Raw genomic sequence first — 16,181 nt, 5'->3', positions numbered from 1 at the left:
TCCGTGTTACATTACAAAATCATCAATCAGGATAGCCGACTTCCCTGGGCTGTATTTATTCATGGCGCAGGAGGAAGTATTGAAACCTGGAAATATCAGACCGATGCATATCAGGAGCATTTCAGGGTTCTTTTGCTGGATCTGAGGGATCACGGTAAGTCACAATCAGAGGGCAAGAATGAAAATTCGTATACCTTCGAATTAATCTCTTCGGATATACTCGAGGTTCTGTTTCACCTGGGTATTCAACGCGCGGTTTTTATATCTCTTTCATTTGGAAGTGTTCTGCTGCAGGATCTCTCTATGCGTGCGCCTGGGATGGTTCGCGCGGCAGTAATGGCTGGGGCCATATTCAGGGGTAATGTACCGATACGCCTGTTCGTCGCTGCGGCAAGGTTATTTAATGTTTTTCTTCCTTACAGAATGATGTATTCGATGTTCTCCTATTTGCTGATGCCAAAGGACAGTCATCAGCGATCCCGCAGGATTTACAGGCTCCAGGCAAGAAAAATTGATCCCGAGGCGTATTTGCGCTGGGTAACGTTGTATGATGAATTCTTCAGGCTGCTTACTAGATTCTGGAATCAGCAGATAGAATTTCCGGTTATGGTGGTAATGGGCTCTGATGATTATGTCTTTCTGAAAACAGCAAGAGAATTCGCCTCAAAAAACCGGCGTGTAATGATACATGAAATTGATGGTGCCGGACATATCTGCAACATCGATGATCCAAAAGAATTCAATCAAATCAGCCTGAAATTTCTACGCTCTTCTGATCTGCTTTTTAACGTACCTGTTGAACCAGGATCCGAAATTAAGCCAGAATACTGATAGCATACTATTCCATATACCTTTAATCCAGGGCCTCACATATGTGGTAAGACGTAATTCAAGGCCGGTGTTATCTCCTTGATCCACCACAAAAAATTCCAGCCGTGCAGGGCGAATCCATCGGACACTCAGAAAATAGCTTCCAAGGTAATAGTGGAGATCACGATATTCACGTTCGCGTATTTCCGTAAGAACTCCGGTAAACAGCATGAGAGGTCCGTGGTGGACATTATCCATACCCACTGTCATTCGGTCTTCTGCTCCGTCTGAATCAAATTCTACCCTGAAAGGCCATAATTGTGTATCTCTGAAAGTAGACTCGCGCATGAGCACGTTCCAAACCTCAGAAACCGGGGAGTTGATGATATATTTCTTTGAATAGACGTGCTCGTCGAATGAGGCCGGTCTGGTTTGTTTATATTTCATGATCAGTTGGTAGTTGTGCGTAAAGGCCAGCCCTCATTAGCGGCATTTTTAAGGATTATGTAGAACGGGATCCACCAGATAAAATCATTGGTGATCAGGGTTATAATAAAATTAAAAGGCACATTGCCCTGAAGGTAATTGATGACAAATCCCAGTGGACCAAAGAGCTTGCCCAGAAAACCCACAGCGACAATCGGCCAGTGACGGACCGGGTCGAACGAAGCCCACCAGTATCCCAGGCCGTAAACTCCGATTACCATTCCCATTCCCTGCCAAACCAACGGGTGATTAATTGGTGACATCTCTGCAAGTGAGAAAAAATGTTGTGGGAATAATACGACCCACGCACCCCATACAATGTTATAGATTGCGGCCGCCCTGAGGGTTATACGCATAAATGCCATCTGTTGCATAATCGTATAACCCAAAAAAGTTATTTCTGTTTATCCCCAGAGATATTCAAGGGTATACGGACTTCCCTGAGGCGTCCAGAATTTGCCATTCACGAAGCGGTAGGTGCCATCCAAAGCCTCCAGTTTCTTCATCTGATCACTGCTCAGGGATATGTCCTGGGCCCTGAAATTTTCTGCAATCCTACCCTTATTGGTGGATTTAGGTATCACCGCGGTACCTCGCTGTAATGCCCATGCGAGTAATACCTGGGCAGGACTACAGTCAAGATCACCTGCAATTCCCTGAATCACTTCATTTTGCAGGAGAGAGGGTTCATCATCTGCTTTCATGCCCGACGAACGATCCGATGATCCGAGCGGCGAGTAGGCTGTAACAAGGATGTCATGGTCTGAACAAAAGTGGAATAATTCTTTTTGAGCCAGAAACGGATGCATTTCCACCTGGTTCATTTCCGGCATGAGTTCGGCACTTCTGATGAGTTTATTCAGGTTTGGAATGGAAAAATTTGACACACCGATATGCCGCGCTAAACCACTTTTTTTCATTGACTCCATCGCTTTCCATGTAACGGTGAACGGGAGCTCTTCAGGACTTATAAAATCGGAACCTGTAAATGGAAAACCGGCATCAACCTTAATTGAAATGGGCCAATGGATTAAGTATAGATCCAGATAATCCAGCTGAAGATCCGAAAGGGTCTTTTTCAGTGCCAGATGCGCTGCATCCGGCTGATGCGCATTATTCCAGAGCTTGGATGTGATGAAAAGATCTTCCCGTTTTACAGATCCTGATTTAAGTAAATGGGTAAGTGCTTCTCCTATTTCCGACTCATTCCCGTAAATAGCAGCGCAATCGATGTGGCGATAGCCTGCATTTACAGCATCTATCACTGCCTGATAGACCTCACCTGGTGCTGATTTCCAGGTGCCGAGTCCGAGCTGAGGTATCTTTGTTCCGTCTGTAAATTGAAGGTATTTCATTGTATTTTAATCAGGTTCATTGTGAAGTTCAGTAAAATAACACAACCTGACAAAAATTGTCTTCGTAAAACTAAATTAAAGCCCAGAGGCATTGTCGCCTCAATTATTTATTCATCGACTAACCCAATTTACCATGAAGAATTCAATACTGATTACGCTCACACTGGCTTCAGCACTGGTCCTCACACTCGGGGCATTCACCAGTAGTACTAAAGAAACACCGGAATTTATTGTACTCACCATGCCACTGATGGAAACGGCCAAAAGCCACACGCTGGAAGTTTTGGATGCAATGCCGGCAGAAAACTTTAATTATCAGCCTACCGAAGTCAATAAGACCTTTGGAAGCCAGATGGTTCATATCGGCTATTCACTTCACTATTTCAGCGAGGCAATGATGAAGGGTAATCGCATCAAATATGAAGAGCCCGATGCCTCAACTATGTCTAAGGATGAGATCAGGGGTCTTGTTGCCAAAGGATTTGACGATATGATGGCTGCAATGGGCACACTGAGCAGTGAAGATCTCGCAGCAGAACTTCCTTTTGGAAAGAACACAACCATTACGCGCGGACAGGCAGTGATTTTTGCTCATGACCACGTTACCAATCATCGGGCAAAGGCGAACCTCTATCTTCGGATGAATGGTATAGAGCCACCAAATTATAAATTTCTGTAAGGTATAAGTTGTATCACGGGTCAGCCTGCTATTAAGTTAACCAGCTGTATTCTACAGGCGGCATTAATACGGAATTCCTTTTTACTCCGAGCTTAAAATTTATATTTTAACCGATTCCGGATTAAACCACGTCTAATGAATACACTCGATTACACGATCGTCATACTATATGCCATTGGGTTTTTAGGTCTTGGTTATTTTTTTAAGCAGCAAAACAACAAGGAAGATTATTTCCTTGGCGGGCGGTCTTTTGGCTGGTTTCCACTGAGTCTCTCGGTGATGGCAACACAGCTTTCCGCCATAAGCTTTATGTCTGCCCCTGCATTTGTGGGGATCCGGGAAGGAGGGGGACTGCAGTGGCTCAGCTACGAGTTTGCTGTTCCGCTGGCTATGATTTTTCTTGCCACGGTTTTAATACCAGCACTGTACCGGAGCGGCGTGGTGAGTATTTATGAATATCTCGAGAAACGCTTTGGGATTTCCACCCGATTGCTTCTGAGCCTGGTTTTTCAGATTAGCCGCGCATTTGCAACGGCCGTTATGATCTATGCGGTTGCTCTCATTATCATGAGCGTTATTGGTATTCCATTCTGGCAAACGATACTGGTAATCGGGTTGGTTACACTCATCTATTCATACCAGGGAGGAATGAAAGCCGTGGTTTACGGTGATATGATCCAAATGATCATTTTATTCGGCGGTATTCTCATATGTCTTTATTACGGTCTTGATCTGCTGGGTGGATGGAGTCAATTTACTGAATTAGTCGAAACAGACAGGTTAACAGCAGTGGATTTTGGATCACTCGGGTTTGCTGAAGGGGAGTCCTTTGGCTTCTGGCCCATGCTTTTTGGTGGTTTTTTCCTGTATGCATCCTACTATGGGACTGATCAGAGCCAGGTTCAGCGTCTGCTGGCAGCGGATAGCCTGGCGACTGTAAAAAAGACGTTGTTCTATAACGGTCTCCTCCGGTTCCCTATCACATTGAGCTACTGCATCATGGGGTTGATTGTTGGGGTGTTTGCAATGAATACCCCGGAATTTATCGCTCAGATCCCGGCAGATAAGCCTGATCTAATGATTCCTGTCTTTATCAGGGATTACCTCCCTCACGGGATCATAGGAATTCTGATTGTTGCAATCCTGTCAGCAGCTATGTCTTCATTAAGTTCTGCCATTAATTCGCTAAGCGCAGTCACAACTGAAGATTTTGTTTTAAGAGGTAAGTCCGTGCCACCCGACCGGTATGTTCGATATTCCAGAATGACATCACTTTTCTGGGGGTTGGTTTGTATCGGACTTTCATTTTATGCAGGTGATATAGCGCCAACGGTCATTGAAGCGATAAACAAAATAGGGTCCGTTTTTTTCGGGCCGATCCTTGCGACATTTCTCGTTGCGATCAGATTTAAGCGTGTAGGTGCATTTTCAATGAATACCGGCCTTTTGACAGGGGTGGGCGTAAATATTTTCATGTGGCTTGTCGTAGGAAATTCTATTTTCTGGTTTTGGTGGAATGCCATTGGTTTTTTTGTGAGCTTACTGGTCGCGCTGCTCATCTCCGCTTTCCGGTCTGCCCCGTCACGGGATGAAGCAAGCGGTGATACACTCGAGCCATTGCTTACCAGAATGAATTTAGGCCTGATCATTTACTTTGTTGCAATCGTCTCATTCAGTATTGCATTGCGCTATATGTTCTGATTTATCTCATATTTATTCTCATGAAAATTGAGTAAATTCTCTGAGGAAAATAAACCTGATAGCTATGTTATTAAAACGAATAATCCCAATCGTTTTCATGGGTGGTGCATTACTATTTGCCTGCAATCCACAGCCATCTGAAACCGAGGTGATCGATGCGGATGACATGGAAGAAGTAATGGACGACGCAGAAGAACAATCTGGCGTTATAAAAGAGGGTCAGGATTTCTTCATTGATGAGGAAGGAAATATGGTATATACCTTCCTCACAGAGGAGAATATGCCTTCTTTTGCCGGACCAGGAACGTTGAATGATTTTGTGCGCGAGAATCTCACTTATCCCATAGAAGCTCGCGAAAATGAATCGGAAGGTACGGTAGTAGTAGACTTTGTCGTTGCTCCGGATGGAAGCATTCGTGATGCCCGGGTTACAAAACCGGCTGAGGACGAATTGCTGAATACAGAAGCACTTAGGGTTGTTAATCTGATGCCCGCATGGAATCCTGCAATGAAGGATGGTGCACCTGTTGCATACAGATTCAGTTTGCCCGTTGTTTTTAAATTTGAGGAATAGGTAATTACTTTCTCAAGGAAGGGTGATTGGTTTCGGTCACCCTTTCATCGTTCATGCCGAATGAAGTTTGATAATATCCTGGTTCAGTAAATTTGACAGGGTTCGGTAGAGTTGCGGACTGTAAGCATTCAGTTCGTACGGTTTTTCAAAATATATTTCGATTGCCACTGCAAAGAACTCATATCGGTTTGTAGCTCCGTATTCCCTGAAGATCGATTGACCGTTGCGGATTCGTTCCATTTCCATCGTGGCCAGCAAGTCCCACGCGCGAAGATGCCTTCGTGAGAGGAACTCGTATTCCCCGTTCACAATTTTATCTTCAAGGAGCAACGCATGAGCCATTTCATGCAATGCAAGATTTCTTCCGTCGGTACGGTCGGTATACCCACTAAGGAAGTTTTTCCATGACAGAACGATAATTCCAGCACGGTTCACCTCACCCTGATGATATTTCTGGGTAATAAGCGAGTAATAGTTGTCCGGATAGATCAGGATCCGCTGAAAATGGGTGAAATATATTCCCGGAAAACCAAAAGTAAGCTGAATTGCACTTGCGGAGATCAGAACAATCATTTCATCACTCAGGGTTAGTGATTTTGACCTCACGATGAATTCCTTCATGTCGATGAATTGCTGCAGCCGTTTTTCGAAAAGCTGCTTGTCTTCTTCCCCTAATTTCAGATAGTAGATGAAGTAGTCCTGAAGAATAACCCTGTATTTTTCTTTTAGAGGACGGCGGATCATATGACGATGCCAGAGATGCTTGAACCTGTATTGCGTCGAATAATTGAAAATGATTTTAGTTACCTGAACAGATTCGTCAATAACTTTATATAAAATCCATCCCAATGCAAAAATTCCAAGACCGGATAAAATGTATTGAGTAGCACCCATTGATTGTCTTTAAGGCTCCAAAGTAAGAATTACCTGATTATTTAATAACCACACGCAACCTTTTTTTATAGTTTGCAGGTAGATACCAATACCTAACCAACCAGTAACCACTTTTGGACAAACCTGACAATGATATTGTCAACCTTATTAAGGGCTGCAGGGATAACGACCGGGCGATGCAGAAAAAATTGTACCAGCGTTATTACAGTTTTGCCATGAGTATTTGTATGAGATATGGTGAAAACCGCGAGGATGCTGTTGAAATCATGAATGATGGATTTTTCAAGGCTTTTAAATATATACGCTCCTTTGAACTGGATCAGCCATTTGAGCCGTGGTTAAAACGTGTGATGGTGAACTGTTCAATCGATCATTTTAAGCGAAAGAGCCGAATGCTTTTTGAGGATGATACATATCACACTGAAACGATTGCCGGGCAAAGTACTATTCTGGAATCTATCACTTATGAGGAAATGTTGTCGCTTGTGAAAAAGCTGCCGGATGCCTACAGAACCGTATTTAACCTGGTGGCTATTGAGGGTTACAAACATGAAGAAGTTTCAAAACTATTGAATATATCAACCGGGACATCAAAATCGAATTATTCACGGGCCAGAGCAAAGTTGCAGATTATGTTGAAAGAATATTTTGGCGTACGAAATGGATAAAGAAAATAACGATATAGAAAAATTCTTTGAGAAAAGGCTGAGACAGGTGGAGTTTCCATTTAATGAAGGAGATTGGGAAAACCTGGAGAAGCGGCTTGATGAGGATGATCTTCTTGCGGGAGGGATAAGAAATAATGGCGTACGTCCATGGGGTTGGATTGCATTGGTAATTCTTGCATTTCTTTCCGGCTGGATCATGCATAGTTATTTCACTGTGGAGAATGCTGGTGGGGAGGACAATAGCCCTCAGATTGCGGAGGAAAATCCGAAAACCGAAGAAATGGGAGATACCCGTTCTGATGCCGCTGTATCCCGTCAAGCGGATGATTCCCAAAATACGCAGCGTATCCGCTCGGAAATCACTGATAATTCTGAAGGGTCCAACCCGGCTACTGAAACCGATTCCGGGACAATCGCCCGCCCCGGGGATAGTAAACAATCTTCAGATTCCGGGGATCTGGCAAACAACCAGCCCAAACCAGGTTTTGAGAGGGAATCTGACGAGATAAATCACAATTTGAATCATAATAACCCGGGTAATACTAAGGTTGAAACAATTTCGGACGAGCAATTGAATGCCGGTGATATAAACCTCCGACAGGAGGGGGGCAAACTCCCTGAACTCCCGGCAGGGCTGCTTCATTCATGGGAACCTAAGCCATTTGAGCCATTTCCGCAAAGTCTGAATCTATGGATGCCTGAAAAAGTCTATATCAGTATTCCTGATAATACCATTCAACAATTATCTGTCGGGGAGAATGAAGATGAAGAGAGGGAAGATACCTTCAGCAATTGGAGTATTGGGTTGGGCATTTCACCCGACTTCAACAGTACAGGAAATGGCGATCCCTGGAGAGTATCCGGTGAGTTCGGGTTACAGGTCTTCTATACTTTCAGTCGACAGTGGTCGGTCAATACCGGATTATTGTACAGCAATAAGCGATATCTGGCATCAGGTGACCAGTATAATCCACCGGAAGGCTATTGGGATTATTATACCGATGGTATGATTCCGGATGAGGTACGCGCAGTTTGCGGCATACTCGATTTACCGATCAATCTGAATTTCATTATTAACCCTGATTCGAAAATCAGGTTTTTCATCGGCGCCGGGATCAGCAATTATTTCATACTCAATGAGGATTACAAGTATGACTTCAGTGTGCCGAATTATTATGGTTCAGAAGGATGGGAAACTACGGAGAATTCCAGTGCATGGCTTGGGTACTTCAATGGCTCATTCGGGGTCGAATCGACCATTGGAAGGAATTTATCACTGAGGCTCGAACCGTATGCGAAGATTCCGATGAAGCAAGTGGGGTTTGGAAAGGTCGACCTGTTCGGTTCCGGAATGATGTTTACAATTCGCAAACATTTTAAAATTAATGAATAACTAATAACTGGTTGATATGGTTAGTAGGGGGTGATATTCCCTGAATATCGCCCCTTCTTTAAACAAAACACTATGAAGAAACTTTCAATACTTTCGCTAATCATTCTTCTGTTCGGCTGTCAGAGCGAACAGGAAGAACCATCTGTAAACTGTTCCACATACGGACTTCAAATTCAACTCAGCAGCACAACCGATGCAAATTGCGGTAATGCGGATGGGGCGATAACCGTAAGTGCTACCGGAGGTGATGGAAATTACACGTTTTCACTTAATGGTGGAAACAGCAATACGAATGGTCAGTTCACCAACGTGGCTGCAGGCGTCTACACGGTTACTGTGAAGGACAATTCACCGTGCAGTGCGAACGTCACCGCAACCGTGAACAATCTCGATGGAGTGCAATTCGGTGCAGTTAGTCTTACTGATGCGGGTTGCAGTTCAGATAATGGCGCTATAGAAGTCACCGCCATAGAAGGTGTTCCCCCTTATTCTTATGCGATTGATGGAGGGCCGTTTCAGGATGAAGCCATATTCAGTCAGCTTACGGCAGGGGAGTATACTGTTCTTATCTCAGATGCTCAGGATTGCGAAACATCGCAGACTGTAAAGGTTTTTAATGGAACCAGCTGGGACGCTGAAGTGTCACCGATCATCGTTAACAATTGTGCAATATCAGGATGTCACGCTGGTACACAACCGCCTGATTTCCGTGAATTCGCAAATGTGGTTTCGAATGCAGACCGCATCAAAACCCGTACTGGTAATGGAACCATGCCGCCGAATGCCACCCTTTCTGAGGAACAGAAGCAATTGATCGCCTGTTGGGTTGATGACGGTGCGAGGGATAATTAGTGATGCAAAGAAAGAATGTTTATCTCGCTGTACTGGGGATGGCAATATTGTTACTGGTGCTGACAATCCTCTGGCCTGATCAGGAAAAGGTTGAGTATGAATTGACTGCGTCTGAGCTGGCAGAAGAATTTAGCCAGGATGAAACGTCGGCTATGGAGAAATTCAGCGGAAAACGCCTGGCTGTTTCGGGTCTGGTTGATAGTTATAACCCTGAAAGCGGAGTTGTCTTACTTAAATCAAATAATCAATTGCTGATAAGTTGTGCCCTAGTTATCAGCGAGTTACCGAAATCAATTGAAATAAATGAAATGATTACTGTCGAGGGAGTCTGCACAGGCATGCTCCTCGACGTCCAACTCAGTAAATGTATCCTCAGATGAAATTATTTTTAACGCTGCTTTTTGCAATATTCTCGATAGGAATTTCCCATTCCCAGCGTCTCATTGACCGGGAAGGGATTGTTCATTTTTACTCAAAAGCTCCGCTGGAAGATATCGAAGCTGTGAACCGTCAGGCACTGGCAGCAATCGATGGCACCACCGGAGAAGTAGCAGTGACTATGTTGATGCGTGGTTTTGAATTTGAAAAGTCGTTGATGCAGGAACACTTCAATGAAAATTATATGGAGTCCGGAAAATATCCCAAGGCTACATTCATTGGCAACATCCAGGATTTTAATGGGTCGCTGCTCAACCCTTCAGAAAAAATATCACGGGAAGTGATCGGTGATCTTACTATACACGGGGTCACCCGAAAAATTACAGCTGAAGTTATTTTTGAGAAGAAAAGTGGTGTTCTTCATGTGACGACTAATTTTAAAGTTACCGTGGCGGACCATGAAATAGAGATTCCAACACTGGTCATAAAGAATATTGCTGAAGTCGTAGATGTAACTGCGGAATTTTCTTTCTAAAAACCATAATCCATGTTAAGAACGTTTTTTTCTTTTGTCAGCCTGATGATCATTGCCCTTCCAGGCCTGGCACAGAATGATTTGTTAGAAAGCCTCGAATCTGAACAGGTTGAAGCCACTCAAATAATTGAATCGACCTTTAAGGGTACACGTCTGATTAATGGTCATTCTGTGGAAACAAGAGGAGCAGGGACGCTTGAGTTCATTATTTCGCATCGGTTTGGCGAATTGAGCAGCGGGGGCTATAACCTTTTTGGACTCGATAACAGTAACATCCGATTTGGACTGGAGTATGGAATATCGGATAAGCTCTACATTGGAATTGGCCGAAGTTCGTTTGAAAAAACTTTTGATGGTTTTCTCAAATACAGGGTCATTCGACAGAAGAGTGTTGGTTCACCTGTTTCAGTTACACTTTTTACTTCCGGAACAGTTAAAACACTTCGACAGCCCGAAAAGGATTTGTCTTTCAAGGACAAGCTTGCCTATACCACACAGTTGTTGATTGCACATAAATTCAGTGAATCGGTTTCCTTACAGCTTATGCCATCCTACATTCACTTTAACTTAATAGGGGAGAATGACCTGCGAAATGATATTCTGGCAATTGGCGCAGGGGGAAGAGTAAAGCTTAGCAAAAGGATCTCGCTAAACCTTGAATATTATTATCAGGTTGAACCGCTGAATGACGATAGTTACAATTCACTGGCCATCGGCATTGATATTGAAACTGGCGGACATGTTTTTCAGATTCAGCTGACAAATTCACGTTCTATGATTGAAAAGGGGTTTATTGCTGAAACAATGAATGATTTTTTTGCCGGAGATATCCACCTTGGATTTAATATTACACGGGCATTTCAGCTCAAGAAGCAATAAAGTTACTGATATTCAGACGTCTAAGTAATTACTTAGGGCATTCTTCACGCATACCTTACATGAAAGGTTACAGCAAAGGTGCGGGCGATATCAATGGACATGAAAACGATCAGAATTGCTATATCCTTATGTCTTTTGAGTGTGGCTTTATACGCAGCTGATGAAGATAATTTTATACCGGGACAGGTGCTTCGTGTTGATGGTAGTCGCCTGAGTACGCTTGTAAAAGTGCCTGAAACCGCCACTGCCAAGGCAGTTATTTTTAAGGATTCTGAAACCGGCCAAAATACGGAGGTCGAGAGCAGTGAGATTCGTTCAATCACGGTTGTGCTCAACGGTGAAACGGTGGAATACATCAATACACTCTATATCGATCAGTCGAGTAACCGTAGTGGGCAATCAGTATGGATCAGAACGTTAAGCTGGGGTGAAATTGTTCTTTATGCTTCCGAGCTAAGTGATGGCCGCAGTATCTATCTTCTGAAACGATCGGACGAATTATTGCCACGTGAAATCTCTTCTAACAGTTTCAAGACCACAATTGTAAGTTATATCGCTGATCATTCATATCTCACCAAAGATGTGGAAAGCAATAAATATTCCTTCAAGGATCTGAAGGTACTGATGGATGAATATAATTCATGGAAGTCATTTGAATAACTATTTTTTAGCCTGAACTACCAAACTTAATTTTTTATTCAGGGCCCAAATTTGGGCCCTTTTTTTTATCTGATTGATTTGCAAAAAATATTGATGTAACTTCTGGCATGACCTTGCCAGTACCTGTTTTACTTACTGTCGATATTATCGTACTCGCCAGTGGAGATATTCCTCAAATTTTACTCATACAACGTAAAAATGAACCATTCAGGGGATCGTGGGCGCTGCCCGGCGGATTTGTCGACCCCGACGAGGATATTCCGGAAGCTGCGAGAAGGGAGCTGCTTGAAGAAACGCATGTTACAGCGGGTGATGAACTCATCGAAGTAGGCGTATTTGGCAGACCCGGACGTGACCCCAGGGGAAGAACAGTCTCTGTTGCATACATGGTATACTTTGAGACTGCACCCGCCATTCAGGCCGGTGATGATGCAAAGGAAGCCGGCTGGTTCCATACGAATAATCTACCAGAACTGGCTTTTGATCACCAGGAAATAATAGCCCGTGCTCTAAACAAACTCCAAACACTATGACAATTCAACGACGCAGATTTCTCCAAAAAATGGCTGCCGGGGCTGCCGTACTTTCAACAGGCATTCCACTCACACGGATTTACGGTCAGCCATCCCGCAAGTTAGGCGTAGCTTTAGTCGGACTAGGATATTACAGTACCGATTTGCTGGCACCAGCACTTCAGCTCACAGAGTATTGTGAATTACGGGGCATTGTTACGGGCAGCAAGGAAAAAATACCGGTATGGCAGGAAAGGTATGGAATTTCGGACAGGAATGTTTACTCCTACGAAAATATGCATGAGGTGGCTGACAATGACGCTATTGATGTCATTTACATTGTCCTTCCTCCTTCGTTGCATACAAAATACAGTGTAATTGCTGCTGAGGCAGGTAAACATGTGTGGTGTGAAAAGCCTATGGCCCGTACGGCCGCTGAGTGCCAGACTATCATTGATGCCTGCAGGAAAAACAAACGTTATTTAAGTATCGGATATCGCATGCAGCATGAACCAAATACCAGGCAAATCATGAAATGGGCAGAAACACGACCTTATGGAAATATCATCTCACTTTCTGCGGAGGCGGGTTACCGTGAGGGTAGAACCAGTCATTGGAAGTTAAACAAGGAAATGGGAGGGGGAGCCATGTATGATATGGGAGTCTACCCGTTAAATGCGGTTCGTTACGCAACCAATTCAGAGCCCTTGTCGGTTAAAGCAACCTATGAATATACGCGCCCTGAAATCTTCAGCAAGGCAGATGAGATCACACATTTTCAATTGACATTCCCGGGAGGCGTTCAGGCAACATGCAAGACAAGCCTTGCAGAAAGCCTGAACACACTCCATGTTGATTGCAAGAATGGCTGGTATGAGCTCAGTCCGTTTCAATCCTATACAGGTATTCAGGGAACCACAAGTGACGGGAAGGTGCTGAATCAAAACATTCCCAACCAGCAGGCCCGACAGATGGACGATGATGCGCTGGCAATACTGCGAAATACAGAAGTTCTGGTTCCCGGGGAAGAAGGCTTAAAGGACATTCGCATTGTAGAAGCCATTCATCAGAGCGCCATGCAAAATGGCAGGGAGATAACTCTGTAGACCAAATAGTTCACCTTAGCATGATAAATGTACAGCTGATTATCTGATATCAATCAGGCTGACGAATTATACCGGTCAGTTTAAAACTGTGCTGAAATAGTGATATTCCTATATGATTAATGGAACAAAATTTCAGCGTTATGTTACCCTTACAAAAACCCGCACAAGAACCCTCGCTGATCATCAGTCATAAAAATACCAGAAAGGTATATGAGAGGGCCGATTTTGTTGGCGATCTGATCCGTCTGAAACGCCAGCGATATGAAGAGTTTAAAACCCGTAAAATGTTGTTTGCAAGTATAGGCCTCCTGGTGAGCATGCTTGCTATTGTTACGCTATTCAACTGGAAGTTTTACGACCGCGCAGACAATATAGATCTGCAGGCTAATATCTCTCAGGTTGAAGAATTGCTTGATATTCCGGTAACTGAACAACCACCTCCACCTCCCAAAAAAGTCATACAGCAACCCAATATAGTTGAAGTGAGTGAGGAAGAGATCATTGAAGAGATTGAGATCAATCTTGATATGGAGATTACTGAAGATATGGAAATTGAAGAGGTAATCATTGAAAACATGGATGCACCTGAAGAGGAGCATGCAGATGAGATATTTCTGATTGTTGAACAGGCACCTGAACCTGTAGGTGGAATGCAGTCCTTTATGACATACCTGGCTGAAAACCTGCAATATCCGTCAAAGGCACTTCGCATGCAGATCAGTGGCCGTGTTTATGTACAATTTGTTGTGAATGCGGATGGTTCCCTTCAGGATTTCCTTGTGGTAAAAGGAATAGGGGGCGGATGTGATGAAGAAGCGGTAAGAGTGCTTAAAAGCGCCCCTAAATGGATCCCGGGTAAACAACGTGGAAAGACAGTGCGGGTTAGAATGGTAATACCGGTCTATTTCATGATCAAGGAATAATTTGCCGGATGCCGTTCCATTATTAAACGGGAGCCTTTTGGTTCCCGTTTTTTATTTTGGCTGGAAAGAAAGTAGATTATTGCCATTTCCGCGAAGAACAAGACTTTCAGAGTTGACATCGAAATTATCCACTTTGGCCAGTGCATCCAGAAATTGTTGTTCACCGTCTCCGGGACACATTTTGCGGGTCATTGCACCAGGATCCAGCATAATTCCGTCGTCAGTAAGTGAAAAATTTCCATTGAAATTATTACACCCGGAAAATCCGGTAAGTCCGCCTCCATCACTAAATTCAAGAAATGGCAACTCACCTGTAAACAGGTCATCCTGAATTGATGCTCCATTCATTTGAGTCAGCACCCAGGCTTTTTGTGTGAGAAAATCAAAAGAACTCATAGTGTTGGTACTTTTGCAGGAACAAAAAGCCATGATAATACAAAAAACTAAAACAGACTTGGTCATAATTGAACCCGATTTATTTTTATTACAATATCAGTTCAATATACCTATCATCAATAAGAAAAACCAGTGTGTCTATGCCAATATTATCCCCTGATACACATGGAAGTGAATAGAAAATCTTGATAATCCATCATTTTTTTGTATTTTCAGAAAGGACCAAACTTTATAATCATGGTAAAGAGCTATCGGGGTGTCGCTGTCGTCAAGGAAAAAGGGCACAAAATGCAAGATGTTCATGTCGAAGATTACATGACACGTCGATTGATCACTTTCAGTCCGAATCAAACAATGGATATCGTAATCAAAACCCTGATCACAAAGAAAATATCGGGGGGGCCGGTCGTTGATGAGAATGAAAACCTGGTTGGTGTTATCTCCGAAGGTGACTGTTTGAAAGAGGTAGTTCGGGGAAAATATAACAATACACCGAATTTATCAGGCCGTGTTGAGGAACATATGACAAGGGAAGTGTATACCCTGCCTCCGGAAACAAATATTTTTGACGCTGCCAGGAAATTCCTCGAAATGAAGATTCGGAGGTTTCCCGTGGTAAAGGATGGTAAATTACTCGGGCAGATCAGTCAGCGTGACATCATGCGGGCTTGCCAGAACCTGAAAGACACAACCTGGTAGTATTACAGCCTGGATAAAATTATCAGCAGACCAACATGGTCTGCTTTTTTTATGCATCATTCTACTGACCAGAATCACTGCGCGCCTTGATGCGAATCAACAGCCGTCTGACTGCTTTTTTGTAACTTCATTGAAAAGAAAAGGCAATGATTGTCGCCGTATTTGGATTACCCGGTAGTGGTAAAAGCTATTTTGCCAGGAAGCTCGCAGAACGACTTGAGGGAACCTACATCAGTTCGGATAGCCTCAGGCGTGAATTATTTAATTCTCCCACCTATTCTCATGATGAGAAACTTGCTGTTTACCGTAAGATGCTGGCTATCATGTACGATTACCTGCATCGCCGAGAACCCCTTGTGATGGATGCAACTTTCTTCACCAGAGAAATCAGGGATCCATTCAATCATGAAGCTGAATCTATTGGTTGTCGAATTGCATGGATAGAAATAAGGGCTGAGGATACCCTTATCCGCACCCGGCTAAATGTTAATCGCCCCGAAAGTGATGCGGATTACCCGATCCACTTATTAATCAAAAAGAATTTTCAACCAATGCGCAGGGAGCATCTCACACTTGATTCAACCAATGAAAATCTTGATGAGATGATTAAGCGTGCCTTAAAATATCTCGAAGATTTTAAGCCCGCCACGACCGTTAAGAACTGAGAATACTTAAAAATGC

The 16,181-nt window shown here is 43.6% G+C and carries 21 protein-coding genes; 16 read left to right on the top strand and 5 right to left on the bottom strand.

The window, feature by feature from the left end; translation table 11 throughout:
- Window positions 1-3 precede the first annotated feature (3 nt).
- A complete protein-coding gene (locus LDX50_RS06775) occupies window positions 4-831 on the top strand; it encodes an alpha/beta fold hydrolase (RefSeq protein ID WP_225697677.1) in 828 nt (275 codons plus the stop codon).
- Here LDX50_RS06775 and LDX50_RS06770 read toward each other — a convergent pair.
- The 3 genes from LDX50_RS06770 to LDX50_RS06760 are packed head-to-tail and all read right to left on the bottom strand — an operon-like array spanning window position 763 to window position 2,651.
- Window positions 763-1,257 carry a hypothetical protein gene (locus tag LDX50_RS06770; protein WP_225697676.1) on the bottom strand — a complete coding sequence of 165 codons (495 nt, stop codon included), beginning with the start codon at window positions 1,255-1,257 and terminating at the stop codon, window positions 763-765. The genes LDX50_RS06775 and LDX50_RS06770 overlap by 69 nt on opposite strands.
- A gap of 2 nt (window positions 1,258-1,259) precedes the next feature.
- Window positions 1,260-1,685 (bottom strand): alkyl hydroperoxide reductase, encoded by a 426-nt coding sequence (locus tag LDX50_RS06765; RefSeq protein WP_225697675.1) that lies wholly within the window; start codon window positions 1,683-1,685, stop codon window positions 1,260-1,262.
- A 15-nt stretch (window positions 1,686-1,700) separates the two neighbouring features.
- The gene (locus tag LDX50_RS06760) at window positions 1,701-2,651 is read right to left on the bottom strand and encodes an aldo/keto reductase (RefSeq protein WP_225697674.1); all 951 of its coding nucleotides are present in this window, start codon (window positions 2,649-2,651) and stop codon (window positions 1,701-1,703) included.
- Window positions 2,652-2,784: 133 nt separating this feature from the next.
- On the opposite strand from LDX50_RS06760, the gene LDX50_RS06755 reads away from it, so the two are divergent.
- The 3 genes from LDX50_RS06755 (at window position 2,785) to LDX50_RS06745 (ending at window position 5,605) form a co-directional block, all read left to right on the top strand.
- A complete protein-coding gene (locus tag LDX50_RS06755; RefSeq protein WP_225697673.1) occupies window positions 2,785-3,330 on the top strand; it encodes a DinB family protein in 546 nt (181 codons plus the stop codon).
- Between the two features lie 135 nt (window positions 3,331-3,465).
- Window positions 3,466-5,031: a sodium:solute symporter family protein gene (locus LDX50_RS06750; RefSeq protein WP_225697672.1), complete on the top strand. Its 1,566-nt coding sequence runs from the start codon at window positions 3,466-3,468 to the stop codon at window positions 5,029-5,031.
- Window positions 5,032-5,095: 64 nt separating this feature from the next.
- Window positions 5,096-5,605 carry an energy transducer TonB gene (locus LDX50_RS06745; RefSeq protein ID WP_225697671.1) on the top strand — a complete coding sequence of 170 codons (510 nt, stop codon included), beginning with the start codon at window positions 5,096-5,098 and terminating at the stop codon, window positions 5,603-5,605.
- 51 nt (window positions 5,606-5,656) lie between these two features.
- Here LDX50_RS06745 and LDX50_RS06740 read toward each other — a convergent pair whose 3' ends face one another.
- On the bottom strand, window positions 5,657-6,499 hold the full coding sequence (locus LDX50_RS06740) for a zinc-dependent peptidase (protein ID WP_225697670.1): 843 nt from the start codon (window positions 6,497-6,499) through the stop codon (window positions 5,657-5,659).
- A gap of 113 nt (window positions 6,500-6,612) precedes the next feature.
- On the opposite strand from LDX50_RS06740, the gene LDX50_RS06735 reads away from it, so the two are divergent.
- From LDX50_RS06735 to LDX50_RS06690, 10 genes are all read left to right on the top strand, one after another.
- The gene (locus LDX50_RS06735; protein ID WP_225697669.1) at window positions 6,613-7,167 is read left to right on the top strand and encodes an RNA polymerase sigma factor; all 555 of its coding nucleotides are present in this window, start codon (window positions 6,613-6,615) and stop codon (window positions 7,165-7,167) included.
- Window positions 7,160-8,560, top strand: coding sequence for an outer membrane beta-barrel protein (locus LDX50_RS06730; RefSeq protein ID WP_225697668.1), 1,401 nt, complete (start codon window positions 7,160-7,162; stop codon window positions 8,558-8,560). The genes LDX50_RS06735 and LDX50_RS06730 overlap by 8 nt, the downstream gene beginning before the upstream one ends.
- 72 nt (window positions 8,561-8,632) lie before the next feature.
- A complete protein-coding gene (locus LDX50_RS06725; protein ID WP_225697667.1) occupies window positions 8,633-9,412 on the top strand; it encodes a SprB repeat-containing protein in 780 nt (259 codons plus the stop codon).
- Between the two features lie 2 nt (window positions 9,413-9,414).
- Complete coding sequence (locus tag LDX50_RS06720; RefSeq protein WP_225697666.1) at window positions 9,415-9,792, top strand: OB-fold putative lipoprotein; 378 nt, start codon at window positions 9,415-9,417, stop codon at window positions 9,790-9,792.
- Window positions 9,789-10,325 (top strand): YceI family protein, encoded by a 537-nt coding sequence (locus tag LDX50_RS06715; protein WP_225697665.1) that lies wholly within the window; start codon window positions 9,789-9,791, stop codon window positions 10,323-10,325. The genes LDX50_RS06720 and LDX50_RS06715 overlap by 4 nt, the downstream gene beginning before the upstream one ends.
- 12 nt (window positions 10,326-10,337) lie before the next feature.
- Window positions 10,338-11,204, top strand: a complete 867-nt coding sequence (locus LDX50_RS06710; protein ID WP_225697664.1) for a DUF5777 family beta-barrel protein — start codon at window positions 10,338-10,340, stop codon at window positions 11,202-11,204.
- Window positions 11,205-11,303: 99 nt separating this feature from the next.
- Entirely contained in the window at window positions 11,304-11,864 is a 561-nt protein-coding gene (locus LDX50_RS06705; protein WP_225697663.1) for a hypothetical protein, read from the top strand.
- A 107-nt stretch (window positions 11,865-11,971) separates the two neighbouring features.
- The gene (locus tag LDX50_RS06700; RefSeq protein ID WP_225697662.1) at window positions 11,972-12,397 is read left to right on the top strand and encodes an NUDIX domain-containing protein; all 426 of its coding nucleotides are present in this window, start codon (window positions 11,972-11,974) and stop codon (window positions 12,395-12,397) included.
- Window positions 12,394-13,482, top strand: coding sequence for a Gfo/Idh/MocA family protein (locus LDX50_RS06695; RefSeq protein WP_225697661.1), 1,089 nt, complete (start codon window positions 12,394-12,396; stop codon window positions 13,480-13,482). Before LDX50_RS06700 ends, LDX50_RS06695 begins: the two co-directional genes overlap by 4 nt.
- Window positions 13,483-13,622: 140 nt before the next feature.
- On the top strand, window positions 13,623-14,405 hold the full coding sequence (locus LDX50_RS06690) for an energy transducer TonB (RefSeq protein WP_338029999.1): 783 nt from the start codon (window positions 13,623-13,625) through the stop codon (window positions 14,403-14,405).
- 51 nt (window positions 14,406-14,456) lie between these two features.
- Here LDX50_RS06690 and LDX50_RS06685 read toward each other — a convergent pair whose 3' ends face one another.
- The gene (locus tag LDX50_RS06685) at window positions 14,457-14,801 is read right to left on the bottom strand and encodes an META domain-containing protein (protein ID WP_225697660.1); all 345 of its coding nucleotides are present in this window, start codon (window positions 14,799-14,801) and stop codon (window positions 14,457-14,459) included.
- A gap of 237 nt (window positions 14,802-15,038) precedes the next feature.
- Here LDX50_RS06685 and LDX50_RS06680 point away from each other — a divergent pair, with 237 nt between their 5' ends.
- Window positions 15,039-15,500: a CBS domain-containing protein gene (locus LDX50_RS06680; protein WP_225697659.1), complete on the top strand. Its 462-nt coding sequence runs from the start codon at window positions 15,039-15,041 to the stop codon at window positions 15,498-15,500.
- Between the two features lie 146 nt (window positions 15,501-15,646).
- Entirely contained in the window at window positions 15,647-16,165 is a 519-nt protein-coding gene (locus tag LDX50_RS06675; protein WP_225697658.1) for a P-loop nucleotide/nucleoside kinase family protein, read from the top strand.
- The last annotated feature ends 16 nt before the right edge of the window (window positions 16,166-16,181 follow it).

This window comes from Fulvivirga sedimenti (genome assembly GCF_020328055.1).
The sequence above is the reverse complement of the archived record's forward strand: the minus strand, read 5'-3'. Positions and strand labels throughout refer to the sequence as shown.

Bases quoted from the DNA above. Each gene is read 5' to 3' on its own strand.
- LDX50_RS06770 (WP_225697676.1), bottom strand. From the start codon at position 1,257: ATGAAATATAAACAAACCAGACCGGCCTCATTCGACGAGCACGTCTAT.
- LDX50_RS06760 (WP_225697674.1), bottom strand. From the start codon at position 2,651: ATGAAATACCTTCAATTTACAGACGGAACAAAGATACCTCAGCTCGGA.
- LDX50_RS06755 (WP_225697673.1), top strand. From the start codon at position 2,785: ATGAAGAATTCAATACTGATTACGCTCACACTGGCTTCAGCACTGGTC.
- LDX50_RS06750 (WP_225697672.1), top strand. From the start codon at position 3,466: ATGAATACACTCGATTACACGATCGTCATACTATATGCCATTGGGTTT.
- LDX50_RS06745 (WP_225697671.1), top strand. From the start codon at position 5,096: ATGTTATTAAAACGAATAATCCCAATCGTTTTCATGGGTGGTGCATTA.
- LDX50_RS06740 (WP_225697670.1), bottom strand. From the start codon at position 6,499: ATGGGTGCTACTCAATACATTTTATCCGGTCTTGGAATTTTTGCATTG.
- LDX50_RS06730 (WP_225697668.1), top strand. From the start codon at position 7,160: ATGGATAAAGAAAATAACGATATAGAAAAATTCTTTGAGAAAAGGCTG.
- LDX50_RS06725 (WP_225697667.1), top strand. From the start codon at position 8,633: ATGAAGAAACTTTCAATACTTTCGCTAATCATTCTTCTGTTCGGCTGT.
- LDX50_RS06720 (WP_225697666.1), top strand. From the start codon at position 9,415: ATGCAAAGAAAGAATGTTTATCTCGCTGTACTGGGGATGGCAATATTG.
- LDX50_RS06715 (WP_225697665.1), top strand. From the start codon at position 9,789: ATGAAATTATTTTTAACGCTGCTTTTTGCAATATTCTCGATAGGAATT.
- LDX50_RS06710 (WP_225697664.1), top strand. From the start codon at position 10,338: ATGTTAAGAACGTTTTTTTCTTTTGTCAGCCTGATGATCATTGCCCTT.
- LDX50_RS06705 (WP_225697663.1), top strand. From the start codon at position 11,304: ATGAAAACGATCAGAATTGCTATATCCTTATGTCTTTTGAGTGTGGCT.
- LDX50_RS06700 (WP_225697662.1), top strand. From the start codon at position 11,972: ATGACCTTGCCAGTACCTGTTTTACTTACTGTCGATATTATCGTACTC.
- LDX50_RS06695 (WP_225697661.1), top strand. From the start codon at position 12,394: ATGACAATTCAACGACGCAGATTTCTCCAAAAAATGGCTGCCGGGGCT.
- LDX50_RS06690 (WP_338029999.1), top strand. From the start codon at position 13,623: ATGTTACCCTTACAAAAACCCGCACAAGAACCCTCGCTGATCATCAGT.
- LDX50_RS06685 (WP_225697660.1), bottom strand. From the start codon at position 14,801: ATGAGTTCTTTTGATTTTCTCACACAAAAAGCCTGGGTGCTGACTCAA.
- LDX50_RS06680 (WP_225697659.1), top strand. From the start codon at position 15,039: ATGGTAAAGAGCTATCGGGGTGTCGCTGTCGTCAAGGAAAAAGGGCAC.
- LDX50_RS06675 (WP_225697658.1), top strand. From the start codon at position 15,647: ATGATTGTCGCCGTATTTGGATTACCCGGTAGTGGTAAAAGCTATTTT.